This is a genomic window from Fodinibius halophilus, assembly GCF_011059105.1.
In the GTDB taxonomy this organism is placed as follows: Bacteria; Bacteroidota; Rhodothermia; order Balneolales; family Balneolaceae; genus Fodinibius; species Fodinibius halophilus.
In genome coordinates this window covers 36949-59433 of sequence record NZ_JAALLS010000007.1, presented here as the reverse complement: position 1 = coordinate 59433, position 22485 = coordinate 36949, and the positions used below count along the sequence as shown (strand labels likewise).

Here is a 22485-nt window from a genome sequence, read left to right as displayed (position 1 = left end):
GTACCGTTTATTTAATTTCCGAATGGGATACGTTGGGGCAGGTCGGCTGCTACGTATGCCATGATTGCCATCGTGGCTATACATTTTTGATATTCTTCCTCATCCAGTTTGTCGATAGTGTCTGCGGCGGTGTGGTGGTACCAGAAATAGCGGGAGTGATCAACAAGAAGTCCCATGCCCGGTACTCCTTCGCGCATGATTGGGCCTATATCGGCCCCTCCGCCACCACGGTTTACGGTATCAGCACCAATGGGTACTAGCAACGTTCCAATCTTAGAAACGATCTCATAGCCTTTATCCGTGCCGCCAAAACCAAAGCCTCGTGGTTCAAAGACCCCGCCGTCAGATTCAATGGCTAAAACATGATTTTTTAGGTTGCCATTTTCTTTTACCATATCCCGATAAGCTGTTGCGCCGCGCAGTCCATTTTCTTCGTTGGTCCACATCACTACCCGAATGGTTCGTTTGGGTTTGAGACCAAGTTCTTTCATCAGCATTACGGCTTCCCAGGCGGCAAAACATCCTCCGGCATCGTCCATGGCTCCTTGTCCTACATCCCATGCATCGATATGACCACCCAGTACCACAATCTCTTCGGGTTTTTCTGATCCTTTTATTTCAGCAATAATATTTCGGGAGGGGGCATCCGGTAGTATTTTGGCATCCATTGAGAGGTGTATTTTAATAGATTTGCCCATTTTTTGCAGGCGATGGAGAAGTTTAGCATGCTCTACAGTAATAGCAGCTTGAGGTATTTTTTTGATCCCCTCTTCATAGGCTGAATTACCGGTGTGAGGTGTTTGCATTGAAAAGGGCGTTACCGAACGGATAAGACTTGCAACAGCACCGACTTTTGCTGCTTCTACTGCACCGCGATATCGATATTGTACCGTTTCGCCATAGCTGGTGAAAGGAACATTGTAGACGATGATTTTACCTTTAGCTTGTTCTGCCTTCTTTTTGAGATCCTTAAAGTTTTCTACCACCAATACTTCCGCCTCAACGCCGTTTTCCAGAGTTCCAACACTACCACCGAGTCCCAGCATGGGCAAGTCTCTTTTGTATGGCGAAACAAGGGTAGCTGACTCTTCGTCGCGCACCCAGTGGGGAACCATCACTTTTTGTGAAGTGACGTTGTCAAAAGGTTGCTCCTGCATCTCTTTGAGAATCCAGTCGATAGAATTTTCAAGGGTTTCCGATCCACTCAGGCGATGCCCGTATTTATCAACAAAATAGGTGAGTTTTTGAAAGGCTTCCTCATCAGCGAGTGCAGCGTCAATAATTTTTTGGGCTTCATCCTGATAAGAGCTGACATCAACTATTTCTGACTCTTCTTGAGCGTTTGCCGAGATCATTAAACCCAAGATAAATATGGATAATAGCAGAACAGTTTTAGTGTAAGATCGCATGGTGGGTAGCTTTTTGTTAAAAGGGTATTCGTTGCATAGGTAGCAAATTTGATACTTAAAACAGAATCATCCAAAAATAAAAAAGGCTGCCTTTTAGAGCAGCCTTTTTAAATATCAGTTTTTCAATAAGCCCTTAGTCCATTGACTTGTGATTATTCTCGACAATATCTTTATACATCATATATTCTTCTGGAGTGGTATCTGCAAAGATATAGCTGAGCGGGTCAACGGGGCCGTCTTTTTTATGGACTTCATAATGAAGGTGTGGCCCTTCAACCCGTCCTGTTTCGCCGGAAAATCCAATCAAATCACCTCTTTTTACTTTACTGCCAGGTTCAATTCCTTTTGCAAAAGAGGAGAGATGGGCATAGTAGCTTTCATAACCGTAACTATGATCAATAATGATTAATCGGCCGTATGTACCTTTGAGTCCGGCATACTTTACCGTACCGTCACCGGTAGCGACAATTTCGGTACCAATATTAGCTCTGAAATCAAGTCCCTCATGGGGAGTACGATATCCCAGTATTGGGTGCATACGCATACCAAAGCCACTCAATACAATACCTTTAGTGGGCTTAATGGCCGGCATATGTTTGAGCTTTTTCTGGTTTTTATTGTAATACTGTTTGATCTCTTTAAAGCTGAGCTTTTGGATATTAATGCTGCGCTCCAGGCTTTCCAGGTTTTCAGCGGTCCATTTTAGAATTTCAGACGTCTTTTGGCTATAAACATCAAATTCAGAATAGACATCAGCACCACCTGCACCGGCTTGTCGTTCGTCGTAGGATATTTTATCCATTCCCAACACTGATCGATACATCTCGTTATCAGCTTTGGCAAGTTGGTCGACCTCTTGGTCAAGATTTTTGATCGTGCTTTTTGTTTTCTGCAGCTGATTGATTAATTCCTGATTTTCAGCTTTTAGCGCAATTTCTGCTGGTGTACCTACAGAAAAGGAGAGGATAGAGATTCCAATTCCTGCCAGCACCACCCCACAAAGTATCCAAACGCAAGCCGTGTAAACAATACGTTCTAAACTATTGTACTCGACGGGAACAAAGTCACAGTTTTGTTCGTCGTAGTAGTAATAATTGTTGAGAGCCATATATGATATTTTTATTCAAACTGATCCCGATTTACATACAAGAGAACAGTACGAGCCATTTGTTACAAAACAGCTAAAAAGTACGTAAATATTCTAAATTTTCGAAAACTGAGGTAGAAACTATTCAATATCGCCTTCAAAGTACTCGATTGCCCGTTTGGGCATTGCTCCGGGGTGATCTTTTTCGGCAATATGGGTTTTAACTTTATCCTGAAAAGCTTCAGCCGCGTCATATCCATAGTGTCGCAATAAGTAATTCATGGCAATAACCTCGGCAATGACTGTAATATTTTTTCCGGGAGTAATAGGTAAGTTTATCATAGGGATTTCGACCCCCATAATAGATACGGTATCCCTGTTTAAGCCCGTTCGTTCAATATCTTTTGATTCATCCCAAAGTGAAAGTTCGAGTACGACTTCCAGACGTTTTTGATAACGAATGGCCCGGACACCAAACATCGACATTATGTCTATAATACCCAGTCCTCGAATTTCGATAAAATGCTTATTCATTTCGGTAGCTGAGGTCATGAGTACGTTATTCTTTTTTGTAAGAATGACCACATCATCTGCCACCAGGCGGTGTCCGCGTTCGACCAGGTCAAGAGCGACTTCACTTTTCCCGATACCTGACTTTCCGGCAATAAGAATTCCAATTCCATATACATCTACCATTGAACCGTGTACCATTGTCTGCAGGGCAAATTGGTCTTCCAGAAAATCCCTGACAAGATGCATAAAGCGCGTGGTTTCTACAGGCGTGCCGTAAATGGGAATATTCGCTTCTTTAGCAATCTCTATAAGGTAGTTGGGCAAGGTATTGCCGTGGGTAAGAAATAGAACAGGAATTTTAAACTGCGTCAGGTTACGAAATGCTTCTATTTGTTCCTCCTTAGAGAGGTTATGGATGTACCGGTTTTCTGTGTTCCCGATAACCTGTATACGTTGATGGGTAAATAGTTTAACATATCCGGCCAACGCCAGACCGGGACGGTGGAGTTCCGCCTCGGTCACAAAACGTTGGTCAGTATCACTTTCGGCAATAATGGTATTCAGTGTTACCTGAACCCGCTCACTAAGCCGTTCGATAAGGTATGATACGCTTATCTTTTCAGTTTTAGGAATAGTTTCGTTATCACCGAAAGGCATAATTAATTATCGTTGGTGTAAAGTTTTTTGTTTGTACTTTTTAAGCTGGCGAGAAATATTGTCGATGACCATATTAATGGCCTGCTCATAAGATGGTGCCTGTTCTTTAGCGTTCAACAGCTTCTGAGGCACTTTAACATTCAGCTCAGCCTGCTGGGGATTATCATCATCCGGAACCGGCTCCAGGATGATATCACAGGTTAGGATACGGTCATAAAACTGATCCAGTTTTTGTACGGAATCTTCTGCATAAGTATGCAGGTCAGAACTCGGATCAAAATGTCTGGCTGTGAATGTTGTTTTCATAAAAACCTCCTAAATTAACTTTGATTTTCAGCTCGTGGATGAGCTTGTTTATATACGTTCTTCAGTCTTTCAACTGAAGTATGTGTGTAAACTTGTGTTGCTGCTAAATTGGCGTGGCCCAACAGTTCTTTTATCACTCTGATATCTGCTCCTTGATCGAGCAGATGTGTAGCAAAACTGTGGCGCAGCACATGCGGGCTCTTTTGCGTTACTTCACTGGCCCGCTGTAAAAAATCCTTAACAATGCGTTGTACAGCCCGGTCATACATTCGTTGTCCGCTTGCTGCAATGAATACGGCCCGGCGTGCATCTCCATCGGTACGTTCTCCATAGAGTTCATCTTTTGTATTGAGATGCTTTACAAGCCATTTTTTGGCCTGCTTACCAAAAGGTACAATTCGCTGTTTAGCTCCCTTACCCAGTACTTTAAGCTGGTTTAATTTCATATTGATATCTTTGATATCAAGGTTTACCAACTCGCTGAGGCGGAGTCCCGTTCCATAAAGAAGTTCCAGTAATGCTCTATTTTGAGCAGATCGTGGGGTATCACCTTCTGCCAGTTCCATCATACGGTCAATATCTTCTGCACTGGCTGTTTTGGGCAGTGGCGTATCTTTTTTAGGCACTACCAACAGGTGGGCAGGATTTTGTAGTACTATTCCACGCTTAAAGCAGTATTTAAAAAATGATCGTATGGCTGCTACTTTACGAGCAATAGAACTTTTTGCCAGTCCCCGTTCGGAGAGTTCTCCCAGCCAGAGACGAATGGTAATTCGTTCGACTTGGTCCGGAGATAATTGTTCGGGGGCTGCCTCAAAATGAACACCACAAAAGTTGAGAAATTGTGTTAGGTCGTTTTTATACGAAGTGATGGTATGTGGCGAGGCATTTCGCTCGATTTTTAAATAGCGTAGATATTTATCAATCGCTTTCTTCATCTGCCTTCAATATGGATACTTTGACGGTAAAAATAAACAGGAACTTGTGTCAATTTTATTGGGTCAGACGGTCATAGGTCTCGCCCTTTCCACTGTGCCGAACTATTTTCAAAGTAATCTGAGAGTACCCGGAAACCGAGTAGCTGAAACCAACTCACTGCTAAAGGATGGAGCAAGCCATAAAGATAATTCCAGTTAAACCATTGGTCTACGATCCACCGCTGTAACACGGTGAGTGAGAGTATAATTAAACACAGTACTATTAGCTTTGTCGTTCCAAAGAAGAGTAAAAAAGGGAGCGCTATGGTGGGGAGTATGAAGGTTATAAACTGCAGAAGCGCCATTCCAATAAAGAGGAAAATATTATTTCCAAAACCTGCTAAGAAGTTTTTTCGAAACCCTTGCCACAGTTCCTCTGCCGATTGGTACATTCGACAGCCAACAGTATATGCACCATGATACATTTTCATTGAATATCCGTTTCGTTTTATCTCTTTCGCAAGTGCTACGTCTTCAACTACTTCGTTTTTTACAGACCGATGCCCCCCGATATTGTGATATGTATCTCTTTTAAAGGCCATAAATTGACCGCAGGCAGCAGCAAAGACGGGATTCAGCTTATCCTTTAAAAAAGAAGGTAGCCATTTAGGATGACGGTATACATAGCGACTGGGAAGGTGGGTTAGCAGTCCCCAGTATACAAGGGGGATAACAGTTTTTTCCCAGAAGGTACCAAGTTTTTGTTTGGGCCATAAGGTGATGAAATCAACTACGTCGCGGCCCATTGCGCGGACCACTTTGGTTGTAGCTTCGGGCTCTATCCAGGTGTCGGCATCAATAAAGATAATGATATCTCCGATGGTTTCATCAGCAAGCTGCTGACAGGCCCATGATTTACCCAGCCAGTTGGCAGGTTTAGGCTGGCCGGATATAATGGAAAGGGTTTCGGGAAACTCATGGGCAAGTCTTTCAAGAATCATAGGAGTTTCGTCGGTGGAGTTGTCATCGAGTACAAAAACCTCGAAGTTGGGATATTGTTGGTCAACAGCGGAACGCACACATCGCTCAATAGAGTTTGCTTCATTGCGAGCCGGGATACAGATGCTTACCTTCGGAGCTTGTTGGTCAAAATAGTGATGAGGTACAGGAGGCAGGACGGAAAAATCGATCCTGTTTAAATATAATATACCAGTTGTAACAAGCAGGTATCCCAACGCTATGTAGAACAGTATGGTCATTGCTTTAATGTAGGATTGTAGAGAAAAAGATCAAACTGTGTGGTAGGCTATAACCCGAAGAGTTGCAGCTATAGTTTCATCTGATTTAATGAGCAAGTTTTATGAATGTATTATCGGATTTTAACAAAGATGCACGACATACCCCCCGGCGTTCGGGTGGGTATGAGTGGTGGTATTTTGACGGACTGTCACATGATGAAAAATATGGTTTTGTAATTATCTTTTATGAGGGAAATCCCTTTTCGACCCGTTATAACAGGGCCCTTGGTGATAGCAAAGAACCGCTCCCTTCGGCTTACCCGGCTATCAGTATTTCTATCTATGAGGAGGGGAAACCGATATATTATAGTTTTACGGAATTTGATGAAGCAGACTGCAGCTTCAGTGAAGAGCATCCTCATATTCAGATGGGGGCACACTACATGGAATCTCACCAAGAGGAGGATACCCTTGTTTATGAGATAACGCTAGCTGAAACGTTGGCTTCCGGTGACCAGCTTGACGGTACCGTGAAGTTTGAAAGTCAATATTCAGAATCTGATTTATTTTCTGAGAGGTCCGATGATGAACAAGGACATATGTGGAATTTAGTTCAGCCCCGGGCTCATTGTAAAGCAAATCTAAACATATCAGAGCCGGGAGAAGAAGAGCGGCAGATTGTATTTGAGGGCAGGGGATACCACGATCATAATAACGGTAACGAACCAATGTGTAATGAGTTTATTGATTGGTATTGGGGGCGTATCCATTTCGATTATGCGACCTTGGTATACTATGTAATGAACCATCATGAAGGCGAACGGCATTGTGCGTGGCTCCTTAGCGATGACAATAGTACTGTTATCGAAACTTTTGATGAGGTATCATTAGCCGATAAAGGATGGACGCTGTTTGGCCTCAAAGCTGCCCGAAAGGTCGGGCTGCGGTCGGAGCGAGGGGAGGTGCAGGTACAGCATAGCAGGGTATTGGATAATGGTCCCTTTTATCAGCGCTATCAAAGTGATGCTTTTTTACGTTTGGCGGATGAGGAAATTGTAGAAAAAAAGCAGGGAATTTGCGAGTATATTTATCCCAACCGTATTTATAGTCGTATTTTTTGGCCTTTTGTGGATATGCGAATTCGATATAAAAAAGAAAAACCGCATTGGGTGCAACGTTCTAAGCGATTATACCGGTGGACGTGGTAGTATTATACAAACTGTTCGAATTCTGAATCATCAAATCCAGCTGTTGCGCGCAGCTCTTCAAGCAGGTTGTCCAATGTTTTTTCAAACTGGTCGGTTTGTTCATCACCGGAGGTATTTTCTTTTATTCTCACCGGTCGACCGACGTGTAAATGGAGCTCCGGTTTATCGTGGCGGATGGTATGCATATGGATGCCTACGGGAACAAAGTCTACTTCGGCCAGCCGTTTGTACAGCCAGGAGAGTCCTCCTTCAAAATTCATGGAGCTACCCGCGGGGGTGATGGTCCCTTCGGGATAAATAAAGAGGCTTGCCTGTTCTCGCTCAAATGATTGTACGGCATACCGAAGGGATGGAAGCGCTTTTCTGGGGTCGTCTCTATTGATTGAAAAGGCTCCAATTTTTTGGAATAAAGAGTATTGCCTCATCTGTTTGTCTTCCATAATGGCCCGGGCCTGCTGGTGGAACCGGAATTCATTAAGTAAGAAGGGGATGAGTCCATCCCACCAAGAGTGGTGGTTTAGATAGTAGACTGTTTTACAGTTGGCACAGGGCTGATATTCCTGCTTAAGCCAAACCTTTTTAAAACGGCGCTTAAAAAGTAGCCAGGTGTACAGTCGAAATCCTTTGATAAAAAGCGGCGACTCTTTTGCAGGTATAAAATCCAATGGTAAAATATTTGTTGAGCATTTCTGTCCTGAATATCTTTAGGCTTAATCAGAGTTGCCAGTTATAAATAAGATAGTTTTTGTATTTATGGATTTACAGGCTGTAGAACGGTACGCCATTGAACATACGAGTGAAGATTCGCCTATAATCCAGGAACTCATTCGCGCTTCCGAGGAAGATTTGGAACATACTGATATGCTCAGCGGTCGGCAGGTTGGTCGGTTGTTAGCGATTTTGATAAAGGTATCTGGAGCGCGCCGTGTATTGGAGGTCGGTACCTTTACCGGTTATTCAGCTTTGACGATGGCCGAAGCACTGCCCGATAATGGTGAACTGTTCACCTGTGAATACAATAAGCGTTATGAAAATATTGCACGCACTTTTTTTGAAAAGAGTAAAGATGGTCACAAGATATCGTTGTTGATGGGGAAGGCGCTGGATACTATTCCCACAATCAGCGGGTCATTTGATTTTGTTTTTCTGGATGCTGATAAAATTAACTATCCCAACTATTATGAGATGATATTACCGCGATTAGCTGCGGGTGGGTTATTGGTGATTGATAATGTTTTGTGGGGAGGAGAGGTGATAGCCCGAGAGAGTGAAAAAGCCACAGCTATAGATCGTCTCAGCAAGATGATCAGAGATGATAAATCGGTAGAACAGCTGATGCTTACCGTACGTGATGGGGTTACGGTCGTTCGTAAAAAGTAAAAGCCCGAATCCGAACGAGTCGAATTCAGGCTTTGAAAATCAGTAATAAGCTTGAGTGGAATTAGTCCACTTTTTCAACAAGCTCAATTTCGAAAGTTAAGTCTTTACCAGCTAATGGATGGTTAGCATCAAGCTTAACAAGTTCATCTTCAACGGCAGTAATTTGAACCGGGATAGCCTGGCCATTCTCCTGCTGTTGCATTTGAAGTTGCATACCTACTTGTGGATCGATGTTGTCCGGAAGATCAGATTTTGAAACTTCCAGTTCCAGATCTTCACGGCGCTGACCGTAGGCATCTTCAGAGTCAATTTCTACGGTTGTATCGTCGCCAACTTCCATGCCGATAACAGCCTGTTCAAAACCGGGAATCAATTGTCCTTCTCCCAGAGTGAATTCTAATGGTTCGCGATCTTCGGAACTATCGAAAACTGTTCCTTCTTCCGTTAACGTTCCTGTGTAGTGCACTTTTACGGTGTCACCGTCTTTTACTTTAGACAAAATACTTTGGTTTGTTTTTGATTGTCATGAATTTCTGTCAATATAACGCTTTTTCAGGAGAATTGAGACCCGAAAACTAGTTGAATTTACGTTGTCTCAATTGGCTCTTGTCAAAGGTTGAGTCTGTTATTATAGTAAAGTCAATTTTGCCTAAAACCATTCCCTCGCCGGTAGTTACGTTTACGCGCCATTTGCCGGGCCAGATATTACTTTTATACGTATACCCTCTAAAACCACCTTCTCGGCCTCCTAAGACGTTATATGTGATACGATCGGTCGTATTCCACTGTTCTTTTGAGGGGGCATACCACCGCCATTCATGTTCCACCGACTTCTTTAAATTTGTGGGTGCAAATATAGAAGTAAAGACAAAAACAGAATCATCGGGAGCGTAATTGAAGGTTCGGTCGTAGGTTTTAAAGACTTCATAGAAGGCAGTTTGTTCGTAAGAAACAAGAAATGTGCCGTTATCCTTTTCCACATTATATGCTACCATACCGTTCTGCAGAGAAAGGGGAACCGGTGGAATTAAATTGAAATAATAGCAGCCGTTGATAGCAGCATAGATACAAATAATGAGTGCGGTGATTTTCCAAGCTGTTATTTCTTTTCTTGTGGAGGGGCTTGTCTTATAAATATACCGGATAAAAAATAAGGTTGAGGTAAGACTTATTAGCCCTGAAATAATAAAAAGGAAGGTATTCATGGCCCCGAGAATAACGGGAGTGAAAAAGGTGAAAAACGTAAAGTTGACAAAGAAATAGGCGCCAAATTGCAGGTACTTGTTCGATATGCGATGTTTGAGTAGTTCATTTGAGAGTAAAAGAACTACCAGGATTAAAAAGAATACCATCGCCTTAGAGAAAGAGACACTTTGGAAAAAGAAAATAACGTAGGCACTGGTAAGTCCCCCTAAAAAGAACTGTATTGCCAAGGGCACATACTCTTGGTAGGATTCTAAGAACGTGCCTTCCCAACGGTTGTCATCGGCCAGGTTAAAGATGTACAAGCAAGCTGTTAGGCTGATGAGGTAGGTTGTTAAAATGGTATTGCTGTACCAACCGTCAATACGACCCAAGGTGAGGCTGTCCCAAATAAATCCTCCGATAAAGAATACCAGTGGAGCATATTTCTTATGTCTGCGAATGAACTGTTTAGTTGTAGAAACCATTTATTATATTCATATACTATTACTTTGTTTGCCAATGATAATTGAAATCATTCAAATCCCGTAATTAATAAATGATCTAATAGTTAAAACTCAAAGAGCATTGCTATGAATCTTGATATTAAGAAGGAACTCGAGAATATAAACACAGTAGTAATTCTTGGTTGCTCGGCTAATAAATATCGGACGAGCTATCATATTGCGAACTATTTAAAAGAGAATGGTATTGACATTATTCCGGTGAACCCGAACTATGACGAGATCATGGGTCAAAAGTGTTATGATTCGATGGAGGAGGTACCCAGTGACAAAGCTGTAGATGTGGTGGATATTTTCAGAGATTCTGAATATACGGCTGAAATGGTTCAGGATGTTATTGATTGGTCGCAGCAATCAGGGCAAAAACCACTCATTTGGACCCAGCTTTCGGTCTCTTCTCCGGAGGCGAAGTTATTGGCTGAGAATGCGGGCTTAAAGTATGTTGAGAATGAGTGCATTATGGTACAACATGGCAAGTTGGTAGCATGATGCTAATTCTCTGTCACCATTTTTTTGCGTTCTTCCTGATGCTCTTTGAGTTTTTTTGTTAGTAACTGTTCTATGGTATAGCGGTCTTCGACGGGAATATAGGTTGTAAAGTCGGTAAGCTCATCAGCAGTGTTATAATATTCGATGCATAGCACTTGTTCTGATACCCAGCTGTGAGACACTACTTTTGGCCAGGGAACATATTGATCTAAAATGAGAATGCCCTTTCGGCGAAATTCGGGAACGACGTTAATGGTAAAGCCCCAGCAACCAAAACCGATAAGGGAGAGGCCGGATGTAATGCCAATGCCGGTGTAGGGGCCCAACCAAAGCAGACCTGTGCGTGAGAGGCCAAATAATATTATGGCGAGGGCAATTAGGGAGGGGGCTGTTTGGGTCCAGAATGATCGATGAATGTATTCCTCATTTTTTGCCTGTTTGCGCAATTGCAGCATCTTTGTGGCAAAGCCCAGGAAGAAACCTGCAATGAGGCAGTAGAGCAGCATGGTAGTTTGGATAGCAAGCTGTTTACTAATGAGCTGTAACCACTGTGCTGTGGAAAGGAGGCTGAACAGCGCCAGGGCAGATACAAAGCCGGCAACAACTCGGTGCTTATTGAGGTGGCTAAGTAATATGATACGTTTGTAGCCCATCACAAAAGAAAGTATAATCCCCACCCCTAAAACTGTTATAAGTAGGTACATAAGGTTCGATCGATAAATTAATAATATGATTGGATTCCATGGCGGTATCGCTTTACCTTTGCACCTAATATAACAAAAGAAGATTATGGATAACGATATTACACCTACAGGAATTGAAGTTTCTAATAGTGAGCAGATTTTGGAGATCGATTGGTCGGACGGCCATCATTCGGAGTACTCGTTGTTTGGGCTGCGGAAAAATTGTCCCTGCGTGATGTGTCGAGGAGGACATGGCAATATGAATACGTTTGATATGGAGTTGTTCTTTGTAGAGCCTACCCAGCATTTTGAGATCGAAAATATTGAGCAGATTGGCAATCACGCGATAAAAATATTTTGGAATGACGGGCATAACAACGGGATGTATCAATGGGATACGCTGCGCGATATGTGTCCCTGCCAAGAGTGTTATCCCGAGCAGGAGTGAATGCTTTTTGCGAACTCTTGCTTTAAAAGTGATTGAAAATGATACACTCCTTTTTCTCTCTGTACTGAAAACCGCCCTTTATCGTAGGCATTTGATTTGAGCCCCTTCTGTACCAACTCGCAAATCTCGATATCTTCAACCTGGATGTTATGGCTGTACTCCATATCGTCTTTGATAAGCTGTTTATTATCCGGGTCCAGGTAGTAGAAATTGAATATGACTTCAGTTTGGGTAGGGGTGATAGGACGTATGACATTTGTTTGCAGGCGACCGGGCAGAATATTTAGCATGATGTTGGGAAAGATGAAATAGTAGTAGGCTTGCCCATCGGAGGTCTGGTATACATTATCATCTCCTTTATTCTTAAATGGACTGTGTTGTAGCGAATACCAGTCGGCAGTGTCGGTTTTATATTCGCCATAGTCGAGTAGTTTTGCCAGTTCGGGGTGGACAATGGGAATGTGGTATCCTTCCAGGAAGTTATCGACATAAACTTTCCAGTTGCAGTTGATGGTATAGGATTGGGATTCAACGAACTGAAATTCTGATAAGTCGACAGGGGCAATGGTATCTGCAATGCCGTCAAGAAAGTGACCTATGGGCTTAATTTCATCATCCAGGGATATGAACTGCAGTCCCTGCCATTGGTCGAGCTTTACCGGTTGCAGTCCAAAATCCTTTTTGTCAAAGAGCTCAACCTTACGAAAGTGGGGAACGCCCCGTAGTGAGCCATCGAGCAGGTAGGTCCACCCGTGATATTGACACTGCAATACCGAGGTGGTTCCCTTTTTGACGGCCACCGGCCCGCCCCGATGTTTACAGACGTTATAAAAGGCATTGATCTGTTGCTCTTGATTCCGAACCAGTAACAGGGGATTATCTGCCACCTCCAGCGTGTGCATATCTCCGGCTTGGGGGAGTTCTGACGTATGGCAAGCCAGTTGCCAGCAGTTCGAGAAAATGGTCTCCTTTTCAAATTCCAATATCTCATCAGAATGATACCAGCTCGATGGAATAGTTTCGGCACATTCGATCGGCTTTTGCTGGAGGTTTTCGGATGTGATATTCGGCAGATTTTGGGTGTCCATAGGCTACTGTGGATTTGTTGCCCAGACGCTGGTTTCCGGGATAAAGCCACGATCGGGCAGTGACAGCATGCTGCAGATGGTTTGGGCAATATCATCAGCAACAAGTTTGGTCTCATTAAACGCTCGTTCCTCCATACCGGCATTTTCCGGGAACGACGTTTGTACCTCGCTGGGGTTGATCTGCATCACCCGAATATTATGGGGACGCAGTTCCGAACGCCAGCATTCGGTCATGCCGCCGAGAGCAAATTTGCTTGCTACATAAGCGGTACCGCCTTCAAATCCCTTTTTACCGGCTGTTGAAGAGACGTTGATAATATTTCCGTAGTCTTGATTGATGAAATATTTTGCTGATTCGCGACCCACAACCATGGCGCCAATAGTGTTTGTTCTGAGCTGTTCTGCAAAGTCGGAGGCCGAGAGGTCCACCAATTTTGAAAAGGTACCATAGCCCGCATTGTTAATGAGGACATTGTAGCCGTCTAATACGTTAATAGTTTTTTCGATGAGATCGACCACGGCTTCTTCGTCCCCGACGTCGCACTGTAACGGGGTGGCCCCGATCTCTTCGGCCGCTTCATTTAAGCGAGCTTTATTTCGGGCTGCGATAACAACATCGCCTCCCGCTTCGGTAATGGCTTTGGCTGTCGCTTTTCCAATTCCTGAGCTACCGCCTGTTACTAATGCTTGTACTTTTGATAAATCCATGTCAATAATTTCTTTTTAATATTAGGTTCAATAAAATTGAAAAAAGGTGCTACTGAATCAGTTCAAAAGCTTTTTCTTTAATAACGTTCCAGGCTTTATCTACATGTCGCTCTTCGAGGTTTGTATTCCCTAAAACAATGCGAACAGTATACTTCCCATCCAGTTTGGTATGTGTTAAAAAGAGCGTGCCATCTTGCTGGATATTATTAAGCAGTTTGCTGTTGAGTTCATCCAGCTTCTTTTCATCGTCAATATGGTTGGGATGGAAACGGAAACAGATCGTATTCAAAGGCACAGGAGCCAGTAGTTCAAAATCGTCATGCTGTTCAATTGTTGCTGTCAGTTGTTGGGCCAGGGAAATATGACCGCGAATCTTATCCTGCAATCCTTTGATACCAAAGCTGCGGATTACAAACCACAGTTTCAAGGCGCGGAATCGGCGTCCAAGCGGAATACCCCAGTCACGGTAATTTTTCACACGCTCATCTTCGGGCGTCTTTAGGTATTCCGGCAATATTTCGAAGGTACGAACCAGCAGTGCTTCATCCTGTACGTAAAAGGCCGAGCAGTCAAAGTTGGTAAACATCCATTTATGGGGATTAAAGACAAACGAATCCGCATGTTCGATGCCTTTGTTCATCCAGCGCTTTTCGGGAAGCAGAAGGGCCGTGCCGGCATAGGCAGCATCTACATGGAGAAAAATTTCATATTTAGAACAGAGGGGGCCGATCTCTTTGAGCGGATCGATAGCGGTAGAACCGGTGGTGCCAATAGTTGCTACTACTGCCGTAGGTTTATTACCGTCTTCCAGGTCTTCACGTATCGCCTCTTCCAGGGCCGCGGGATCCATGGCGTAGTTTTCATCCACCGGAATCTTGCGCAGGTTTTTGCGACCAAAGCCGGCAATTTTAACATCCTTTTCAATGGATGAATGGGTCTCCGAGGAGCAGTAAACAATATAGTCTTGATCGCCTGAAAAACCGGATTCGTTGACCTCAAAATCGGTAACCTGTTCGCGGGCCATCAGCAGGGCGCAAAGGGTAGAGGTAGAGGCCGTGCCCTCGATAACACCGGTAAAAGGATCGGGCAGGCCGATCAGCTTACGCACCCATTCCATGACCTGCTCTTCCAGCTCGGTGGCTGCGGGCGAGGTCAGCCAGCTCATACACTGGGCACCCAGGGTGGCGGTAAGCATTTCTGCCAGCACAGAAGGATAACTTTTGTTGGCCGGGAAATAGCCCATAAAGTGGGGACTTTCCCAGTGGGTCATCCCCGGCATAATTGTTTTTTTAAAATCTTCGAACATCGCTTCGAAAGGTTCGCCCTGTTCAGGAGCAGAATCAGGTAGTTGGGCTAAAATATCACCGGGCTGCAGATCGGGTTTAATGGGATAGTCTTCCACTTGCTCAAAATAGTCGGCCATCCAGTCGACGAGTTCATGAGCATTCTTTCGAAATTCCTTATTATCCATGGGTAATACGTTGTTGATCTTATTTTAAGATGAACCTCAATAAACAAAATTTATAACACTTTTACGGTCTAATGCCACTAACAAATCGATTGGAATATTATAAGACGTTGGCCGCTTCGGAGGCCAAGGAGCTTCAACAGGAGCTAAAGGAGAAGATTTCGTTACAGGGATTGGTAACAGCACCACAATTCGTTGCGGGTGCTGATATCTCTTTTGATCGGGGTTCTGAGCTGATGCATGCTGCTATAGTGGTATTGCAGTTGCCGGCTCTTAGTCCTGTAGCTCGCTCACTTGTTACAGATGAAACAACCTTTCCTTATATCCCCGGGCTGCTGGCCTTTCGGGAGATCCCGGTATTGATAAAGGCATGGGGGCAGTTGCAACAAAAACCGGATGTGCTCATCCTGGACGGGCATGGAACAGCGCATCCCCGGCGTATGGGAATTGCCACTCATTTCGGTATTGAAGTGGACTGGCCGACCATTGGGTGTGCCAAGAATATTCTAACGGGTTCGCATGACAAACTGGGATTGGAAAAGGGGGAGTATGTTGATTTGAAGGAGGGAGAGGAGCGTATTGGGATGGTACTGCGCAGCCGTACGAATGTGAATCCGATCTATATATCTCCGGGCCACAAAGTGTCTTTTGATGATACTTATGATACGGTGATGAAATCACTGAACAAGTATAAACTACCGGAAACGACCAGGCAGGCCCACCGGTGGGCCAACAAGCTGCGGAAGGGGGAAGCCGAGCCGGGCTATGTTGAATACTAGCTAATGATGGAGACCACTTAAAAGTGGCCTCTATATGGAAGGGGCTATTTCGAAGGTAGGGCCCAACGTGTAGTTGGACCCTACCAGTGCTTGCTAGGAATGGAGTCCACTTGGATGTGGCCTCCTTATGGAAGAGGCTATTACTAAGGTACAGCCCAATGTGTAGGCTATTCGAAGGTACGGCCCAACTGTTAGTTGAACCGTACCAGTGCTGGGAAAGATTGTAAGGATTACTAAATCTATTGGTCTTACTAAAAAAGACCATTTAATTTTCGACTGATGGATTTAGAGACAGGCTGTTATTACCATCTTTACAATCGTTCCAATAATTGCGAGCGGCTATTCCGGAACACTGATAACTACCTGTATTTTTTAGATAACTTTCGGAATCGATTTGAAGACCTGTTGTCTGTTTTTGCTTATTGTTTGATGCCCACTCATTTTCACTTTTTGATTAAAGTTGAAACCCGGGAGATCGACCAACTTAAGCAGCATATCGGCATACAGTTGAGTGCTTATACCAAAGCTCTGAACAAAGCATTGGGGAGACATGGTAGTTTATTTCAACAGCATACAAAAGCAAAACTTATTGACGATCAAGCCTATTTGATTAGGTTGCTTTCCTATATTCACCAGAATCCGATTAGGGCAGGATTGGTTAAGGATCTCAAGTCGTGGCCCTTTTCAAGTTACCTTGATTTAGCAGGCTATAGAAATGGTACGTTGGTTGATCATTCTCTGGTAAAGCGAGAGTTTGGTTCTGTAGAGAAGTTTCGAAAATTCTCTGAAAGATCAATCTCTATATAATAGATGAAGCTATTTCGAAGGTATGGCCCAACTTTCAGTTGGACCCTACCAGTGCTAGAGGGCTGTTTTCGTAGCGCCGACTCCGCCGCATGGAACCCACACATGCCATGTACGCCACCACCCGGATCCGGCCAGACCGGCAAAGGTGGCCCGGGGTTTTTGGGTATCAAATCGTTTGGCGAGGGTTTCGGCGGGTTGTAATCCCCAAAAACCAAAGCGGGCCATCAGCAGGGGATGGTTGGGAAAGAGGTAAAAGGGGCAAGGATATCCGGGAGCAGCTCTTCCCAATGCCTAACAAAAGGTTTCACCAGTTTATGGTAGCTGTTGCCATCTTTGCCCAGGTAACCAACAGTTTTCTGAAGCGAGCGGAATAGGGCTCCAGCGGGTCTGTCATCCAGAGGATGCGCTAGCGGTATTTCAGGCTGAATCCATTCGAGTCCATGCTCATTCAGTGGCAGAGACTGCAAGAAAGGAGAGGCCTTGGCCAGCGGGTGGATGGCCGAGCAAACGTCGTGGCGGAAGCCGGGTCGGGTTAAGTCCATGGTACGAGTACCGCCGCTTACCGTATCGGCCTATTCATAGATGGTGACTGAACACCCCTCTTTGGCCAAGCGAATACCGCAGGCCAGCCCGTTGGGCCCCGAACCAATTACAATTGAATCAGCCATAAGACAATGATTAAGTGTAATCCTTCATAAGTGAAGGGGATAATATCTTCTCAAAAAATATACTTATCGTCGTTGTAATAACTATCTGTGAGACAATTACTTATGATACTGGATTATTTGTAAAAAAAATGGTTATATACCACTGTTGGCGATGGGGGGTATTTAAAAAGCTATAAACTGCTTTTACCCCTTCTTAAAAATTAAATATATAAAAAAATTAAGGGACAAATATGTCAGACAGAACAATCAAGAACGACCTGGATTTTGCAGTAGAATATCGATTAGTCAAAAAGTCGGGGAGCGGAAAGCCATTCAAGAAATTAGGGTCACACGATGGAGCTGTTATTCCTAAAGAGGATCTTGGGCACGTGCGACTGCAATTTCGGGCGCCCAAAACAAAGGATATAGAAACGGTATTCCACAATCACATACAGGTGCTTTCAGCCAGTGTCATCCAGAGCCAGCCTAAGCATGATACTTATAGTTATCATTTGGTTATTTGTGACCTTAATGAGGATTGGGTTGGCAGTGACGATGAGGATGTTGAATTAGTAGACCCAGATATGCCAACTGAAGATGATAGATCTTAAGGCAAATTATCAGAGGGATAGAATGTATGTTTAATAGTATTGGGGATAAGAAAAATTTAGTGAAGTTCTATGTTTTGGGAGCCTTCATGCTGCTTTTCTGTCCCCATACTTTATATGCACAGGATCGAAACGTTAGTACCTATTCAAATCCACCCATACAAAATTTCACTAATCAGGATTATAATAGTTATATCCAAAATTGGGATATCACACAGGATGCCAGTGGAATAATATACATAGCCAATGTTGGAGAAGTGCTCCAATATGACGGTGCACGCTGGAGGTCTATTGAGGTGGAAAATCGAAGAGCTCTTTCTATTGAGCGTGACCAAGATGATAGCCTATATGTAGGCGGTATTGGGTCTTTGGGATTTTTAGATAAATCAGTTGAGGATACCTCGATTACTCCAAGTTACTATTCATTGGTTCCTAAATTGGAAGACCGTGACGTAAGTATTTCCAATGTTTGGAATGTATTTACTAAAGATGATCTAGTCTATTTTCGTCAGAGAAGTGCAATGTTTCAGTATCACAATGGCCAAATTGATGTTTTTGAACCTAAGAAACGTTTTTTAAGAGGGTTTAATGTAGTAGATAAAATATTGATTTCTGATAAAGAACATGGGCTTTATGAGATTAATAAGAAGCTGGATTTTATTCCCAATTCTGATAAATACATCAATCGAGAAGTAATGGTGGTTTTACCATTTGATGAAGGCTCTTGGATGATTGCAGATGGTACAAATGGGTTATCCATATTTAATGGTACAGATATCAGAGAAATAGAATCACCTGTAAATGAATTTTTGATAAAAAATAAGGTTTATACAGGCATAAAATTGCCTGACGGCACATATCTTTTTGGGAGTTTAAATAGTGGAATTGTACATGTAGACAGAGATGGAGACCTACTTGCTAAAATTAGTAGTGAAGAAGGATTATTGAGTGATCAGGTACATTCTTTGTTTTTGGATCAGGGGAACAACGTTTGGGTTGCACTGGGGAATGGGTTGAGCCTTATCGAGCCGATGAGCCCCTTTTCATATCTTGATGATCGGAATAATTTGCCCGGGACCGTAATAGATATAGCCGTACTTGGAGAAAATATCTATGCTGCTACCAATGAAGGACTTTTCCGATTGAATATAATGCAAGAAAAGAACAAGCGAACCCCAAAGATTCAGTTTGAACCTCTTTTTGATCGTTCTAGTCGGTGTAATAGTCTTTCTCGATATGACTATGATAACGAATTACTTGCTAGTTGCAATAATACCTTATACCGTATTAAAGATAGTAATGTGGTTAAATTATTTTCGGGATCTAACATCCGATTGATAAAAGAATCGAGAATTAATCAAGGATACTACTATGTATTAAGTAGAAGTAAGTTTCAGATCTTTGATGCTAACCATTCACTCTTTTATACGAATGAAGGTTTTGGCTATGAAGTAATATCTTTGGTAGAAGAAAATGACGGTGATTTGTGGATCGGAACGGTAAGTAATGGTGTATTTCGGATAGAATCGAATTTTTTTGAAAGTTTGAACAACTTTGATTCTCATATACACCATTATGAGGTCCCGCATAGCCAAGATGACCAGGCTTTGCGCGTATTCAACATTTCCGGAGAGGCAGTGGTTGGCAGTTCTGCCGGTTTATACGGTTATGACGCGGAAAGTGATTCGCTGGTTCGGGATCATCGTTTTGGGGAGGAGATGGCCGACCCCGAGCGGCAGGTGTTCCTGATGGAGGAGGATGCCGAGGGCAATATCTATGTACGGTCGAATCGTGAGCACCAGGTGCTGCTCAAAGAAGAGGAGGGCTACCGCTACGCCGAGGCGGGCCTCAAGCGTATCGACGCCAACCAGGTAAACCGCATCTATACCCATGAAAGCGGGCTGGTATGGATGGCCTCCAACGAGGGTATCATCCAGTACGACCCCTCCAAAGACCGATTCCTGGATCCGGAGTACGAGGAATCTTATTCGGCACATGTTCGGGAAGTGCGTGTGCGGGGCGATTCGCTCATCAATGCGGGCTTGAAGAACAGGGGATATGAGTTGGATTACGAAAATAATGAGCTTCGATTCCAGTATTCGGCGACTTACTACAAAGAACCGTCTAAAATTCGCTACCAGGTCAAGTTGGAGGGGTTCGAAGAGGAATGGAGCAGCTGGACTGCCGAAGTACAGAAAGATTATACGAACATCCCGGAGGGGAACTATACCTTCAAGGTACGTGCTAAAAATGTGTATGACAGCATCAGCAAAACCGATACGTTTTCGTTTGCGGTACTGCCGCCGTGGTATCGCACTTGGTGGGCCTACAGTTTATATATATTGGTAATTGGTGGACTGTTGTATGGGCTTCATAAAATTCGTATTAACCGCTTGATGCGTGAGCATCGTATTCGCAATCGTATTGCCAGCGACCTGCACGATGAGGTCAGTGCCACTCTTAGTTCCATCTCCTATTTTGCCCAGGCTATTCGGCAGGTGCCTGATGAAGAGCAGTCAGAGCGTTTCGTAAATCTCATTTCTGAGAGTGCCGATGATGCAAAAGAAAAGATTACCGATATCATCTGGTCGATCGACCCGGAGAAGGATTCTTGGGTGGATCTGCTTTCGAAATGTCGCCGTTTTGCTTCGGATCTGTTTGAGAGCAAAGACATTGAATATAAGCTGAATATCGATAGTGATATTAATCAGCCGCTTGATATCGAGCTGCGCCAGCACCTGTGGCTGATTTTCAAGGAGATGGTCGTGAATGCGGCGCGTCATTCACAGGCTGATAAAGTAGAGATTCATCTGGGTATGCAGCGAAACAGATTGGAGCTTCGTGTCCGTGATAATGGTATCGGCCTGGAAAAGCCGGTGGATCAATACAATGGCAAGGGATTAAAGAGCATCAAGGAAAGAGCACAGAAAATAGGGGCAGATCTTGAGTTAGGCAGTAATGAGGAGGGAGGCACTTGCTGGAAAATGACGCTGGGTATGTGATTCGTGATTGAGTTGCGAAGTGCCCCCGTCAAACGGGGCGCGGCAAGGGGAAGATCGACGACGGACGACCGGGAAACGACCACCTGAGCTCCCCTTGAGGGGAGTGCCGCGAAGAGGGAGGGGTGTTTTATTTGGTGATTAAGAGATGCCTTTCGTTAGCAAGATGCTTTGCTCTTTACTATCCGGCTTGTTCGACAAAACAATTATGTTTTTAGCACGAGCGAGACGCTCGCGCTATTGTTAGATATCTCTGATACGGGTCTGGGAATGGGTTTCTGTTATTATTTTGAAGCAAACATAGCATGAGCATTTTGCTCATGTTACAGCTGTATGTTAATCCTGATTGAAATACTACGTCTACACGTTTTTGCTTTTTCGTTTCTCCTCCTTATGAAGGGGAGGCCAAGAGGAGGGGGTATCACATTACATCCCAAAATAGTAAAACCTTAGATAGCACCTTCACAATAATATGACTGAACCGGAGATTATGCCCTGGAGTAAGTTAAAGGGCAGGCAACTATTGGGATATAAGGTTCGCTGAAAATCTATGGTTTAACTAGGTGTCTACTCAAATATAGCAGGTCCAGGTTTGGCAACCACCCCTAACCCCTCCTTGATAAGGAAGGGAATTTTGTAGCTGAGATGTAAAACTAATAGCACAATACATTTAAAGCAGGACCCTATATTTTATTGTTGCTGTAACCCATGAAGATGGCACATTTATTTCTGCTCTTTATGAAAGGGGAGGTCAAGAGGAGGTTGAAAAATAACCGGGAATTAGGCTACTCAAAAGTCGAAAGTTCCAAGTCTTCACTGCGGCATGCTGACCCACTCCTGACCTCTCCCTACTGTTCGCAGGGAGAGGGACGCTTATATACAATATGTGCTGGGTTTTAATGCGTGTATCCTTTCAGAGACACTCAGTTTAATTACTAGCTGAATACTCAATAAAAAAGTCTCTTCCCCTGCGCGTAGGGGAAGAACAAGATGGGGTCAGAACAGAACAAGCAACCAAAGCTGCTAAATGTATAGCCCTTTCTTCTCTCGCCCAGAATCCAACTTTTGATTATTGATATAAAAAGGAACTTTGCAAAACTCGGTATGTCATCCTGAATTCAGTTCAGGATCTCGGTTTTAATGCTAATAACTGTATATGAGATGCTGAAACAAGTTCAGCATGACAAGATGTGACTAGTTTCGCAAAGCCCCCAAATATTAAGTCGACATGTCTTAGCTCTTCCGTTTCTTCTCTTTACGAAAGGAGAAGTCAAGAAGAGGTTGAGAGAGTAATAATTTAGCATTTGCGCCGAGCGCATTAAAACCGTATAGCAATACCT

General features: G+C 43.7%; 24 protein-coding genes. 8 read left to right on the top strand and 16 right to left on the bottom strand.

The features are described 5' to 3' along the window. Window positions 1-11 precede the first annotated feature (11 nt). From G3569_RS06920 to G3569_RS06895, 6 genes are all read right to left on the bottom strand, one after another. Window positions 12-1409: a M28 family metallopeptidase gene (locus G3569_RS06920; protein ID WP_165267452.1), complete on the bottom strand. Its 1398-nt coding sequence runs from the start codon at window positions 1407-1409 to the stop codon at window positions 12-14. 133 nt (window positions 1410-1542) lie between these two features. After that, window positions 1543-2517, bottom strand: a complete 975-nt coding sequence (locus tag G3569_RS06915) for a M23 family metallopeptidase (protein WP_165267450.1) — start codon at window positions 2515-2517, stop codon at window positions 1543-1545. Between the two features lie 120 nt (window positions 2518-2637). Then, complete coding sequence (gene hprK / locus G3569_RS06910) at window positions 2638-3666, bottom strand: HPr(Ser) kinase/phosphatase (RefSeq protein ID WP_165267448.1); 1029 nt, start codon at window positions 3664-3666, stop codon at window positions 2638-2640. A gap of 6 nt (window positions 3667-3672) precedes the next feature. Further along, complete coding sequence (hpf, locus tag G3569_RS06905; RefSeq protein WP_165267446.1) at window positions 3673-3972, bottom strand: ribosome hibernation-promoting factor, HPF/YfiA family; 300 nt, start codon at window positions 3970-3972, stop codon at window positions 3673-3675. 14 nt (window positions 3973-3986) lie between these two features. Then, window positions 3987-4910, bottom strand: a complete 924-nt coding sequence (locus G3569_RS06900) for a tyrosine recombinase XerC (protein WP_165267444.1) — start codon at window positions 4908-4910, stop codon at window positions 3987-3989. Window positions 4911-4981: 71 nt separating this feature from the next. Next, window positions 4982-6148, bottom strand: a complete 1167-nt coding sequence (locus G3569_RS06895; protein WP_165267442.1) for a glycosyltransferase family 2 protein — start codon at window positions 6146-6148, stop codon at window positions 4982-4984. 101 nt (window positions 6149-6249) lie between these two features. Between G3569_RS06895 and G3569_RS06890 the strand changes: the two genes are divergently transcribed. Then, window positions 6250-7335, top strand: a complete 1086-nt coding sequence (locus G3569_RS06890; RefSeq protein WP_165267440.1) for a hypothetical protein — start codon at window positions 6250-6252, stop codon at window positions 7333-7335. Window positions 7336-7337: 2 nt separating this feature from the next. On the opposite strand, the gene G3569_RS06885 is transcribed toward G3569_RS06890, so the two are convergent. Next, entirely contained in the window at window positions 7338-8000 is a 663-nt protein-coding gene (locus tag G3569_RS06885; RefSeq protein ID WP_165267438.1) for a lysophospholipid acyltransferase family protein, read from the bottom strand. Between the two features lie 88 nt (window positions 8001-8088). On the opposite strand from G3569_RS06885, the gene G3569_RS06880 reads away from it, so the two are divergent. Further along, window positions 8089-8715, top strand: coding sequence for an O-methyltransferase (locus tag G3569_RS06880; protein ID WP_165267436.1), 627 nt, complete (start codon window positions 8089-8091; stop codon window positions 8713-8715). A gap of 61 nt (window positions 8716-8776) precedes the next feature. On the opposite strand, the gene G3569_RS06875 is transcribed toward G3569_RS06880, so the two are convergent. After that, window positions 8777-9214 carry an FKBP-type peptidyl-prolyl cis-trans isomerase gene (locus G3569_RS06875; protein WP_165267434.1) on the bottom strand — a complete coding sequence of 146 codons (438 nt, stop codon included), beginning with the start codon at window positions 9212-9214 and terminating at the stop codon, window positions 8777-8779. A gap of 76 nt (window positions 9215-9290) precedes the next feature. After that, window positions 9291-10385 carry a DUF2914 domain-containing protein gene (locus G3569_RS06870; protein WP_165267432.1) on the bottom strand — a complete coding sequence of 365 codons (1095 nt, stop codon included), beginning with the start codon at window positions 10383-10385 and terminating at the stop codon, window positions 9291-9293. A gap of 105 nt (window positions 10386-10490) precedes the next feature. Here G3569_RS06870 and G3569_RS06865 point away from each other — a divergent pair, with 105 nt between their 5' ends. Then, the gene (locus tag G3569_RS06865; RefSeq protein WP_165267430.1) at window positions 10491-10910 is read left to right on the top strand and encodes a CoA-binding protein; all 420 of its coding nucleotides are present in this window, start codon (window positions 10491-10493) and stop codon (window positions 10908-10910) included. Between the two features lie 2 nt (window positions 10911-10912). On the opposite strand, the gene G3569_RS06860 is transcribed toward G3569_RS06865, so the two are convergent. After that, window positions 10913-11614: a DUF5673 domain-containing protein gene (locus G3569_RS06860; RefSeq protein ID WP_165267428.1), complete on the bottom strand. Its 702-nt coding sequence runs from the start codon at window positions 11612-11614 to the stop codon at window positions 10913-10915. 85 nt (window positions 11615-11699) lie between these two features. On the opposite strand from G3569_RS06860, the gene G3569_RS06855 reads away from it, so the two are divergent. After that, window positions 11700-12041 carry a gamma-butyrobetaine hydroxylase family protein gene (locus G3569_RS06855; protein ID WP_165267426.1) on the top strand — a complete coding sequence of 114 codons (342 nt, stop codon included), beginning with the start codon at window positions 11700-11702 and terminating at the stop codon, window positions 12039-12041. Here the strand turns inward: G3569_RS06855 and G3569_RS06850 are convergent. From G3569_RS06850 to G3569_RS06840, 3 genes are read right to left on the bottom strand one after another with little or no spacing between them, the layout of a single operon-like run. Beyond that, window positions 12023-13129 carry an aromatic ring-hydroxylating oxygenase subunit alpha gene (locus G3569_RS06850; RefSeq protein ID WP_165267424.1) on the bottom strand — a complete coding sequence of 369 codons (1107 nt, stop codon included), beginning with the start codon at window positions 13127-13129 and terminating at the stop codon, window positions 12023-12025. The genes G3569_RS06855 and G3569_RS06850 overlap by 19 nt on opposite strands. Window positions 13130-13132: 3 nt before the next feature. Further along, complete coding sequence (locus G3569_RS06845; RefSeq protein ID WP_165267422.1) at window positions 13133-13837, bottom strand: SDR family oxidoreductase; 705 nt, start codon at window positions 13835-13837, stop codon at window positions 13133-13135. 49 nt (window positions 13838-13886) lie between these two features. Continuing rightward, complete coding sequence (locus G3569_RS06840) at window positions 13887-15308, bottom strand: pyridoxal phosphate-dependent decarboxylase family protein (protein WP_165267420.1); 1422 nt, start codon at window positions 15306-15308, stop codon at window positions 13887-13889. 71 nt (window positions 15309-15379) lie between these two features. On the opposite strand from G3569_RS06840, the gene nfi reads away from it, so the two are divergent. Continuing rightward, window positions 15380-16084 carry a deoxyribonuclease V gene (gene nfi, locus G3569_RS06835; RefSeq protein WP_165267418.1) on the top strand — a complete coding sequence of 235 codons (705 nt, stop codon included), beginning with the start codon at window positions 15380-15382 and terminating at the stop codon, window positions 16082-16084. Between the two features lie 279 nt (window positions 16085-16363). After that, window positions 16364-16891: a transposase gene (locus G3569_RS06830; RefSeq protein ID WP_165267416.1), complete on the top strand. Its 528-nt coding sequence runs from the start codon at window positions 16364-16366 to the stop codon at window positions 16889-16891. 54 nt (window positions 16892-16945) lie between these two features. On the opposite strand, the gene G3569_RS06825 is transcribed toward G3569_RS06830, so the two are convergent. The 3 genes from G3569_RS06825 to G3569_RS06815 are packed head-to-tail and all read right to left on the bottom strand — an operon-like array spanning window position 16946 to window position 17559. Further along, the gene (locus tag G3569_RS06825) at window positions 16946-17116 is read right to left on the bottom strand and encodes a hypothetical protein (RefSeq protein ID WP_165267414.1); all 171 of its coding nucleotides are present in this window, start codon (window positions 17114-17116) and stop codon (window positions 16946-16948) included. Next, on the bottom strand, window positions 17116-17433 hold the full coding sequence (locus G3569_RS06820; RefSeq protein ID WP_165267411.1) for a phytoene desaturase family protein: 318 nt from the start codon (window positions 17431-17433) through the stop codon (window positions 17116-17118). The genes G3569_RS06825 and G3569_RS06820 overlap by 1 nt, the downstream gene beginning before the upstream one ends. A 30-nt stretch (window positions 17434-17463) precedes the next feature. Further along, window positions 17464-17559, bottom strand: a complete 96-nt coding sequence (locus G3569_RS06815; protein WP_165267409.1) for an NAD(P)-binding protein — start codon at window positions 17557-17559, stop codon at window positions 17464-17466. A 230-nt stretch (window positions 17560-17789) separates the two neighbouring features. Between G3569_RS06815 and G3569_RS06810 the strand changes: the two genes are divergently transcribed. Further along, complete coding sequence (locus tag G3569_RS06810) at window positions 17790-18149, top strand: hypothetical protein (protein WP_165267407.1); 360 nt, start codon at window positions 17790-17792, stop codon at window positions 18147-18149. 26 nt (window positions 18150-18175) lie between these two features. Continuing rightward, on the top strand, window positions 18176-21148 hold the full coding sequence (locus G3569_RS06805; protein ID WP_165267405.1) for a sensor histidine kinase: 2973 nt from the start codon (window positions 18176-18178) through the stop codon (window positions 21146-21148). Window positions 21149-22485: the final 1337 nt, after the last annotated feature.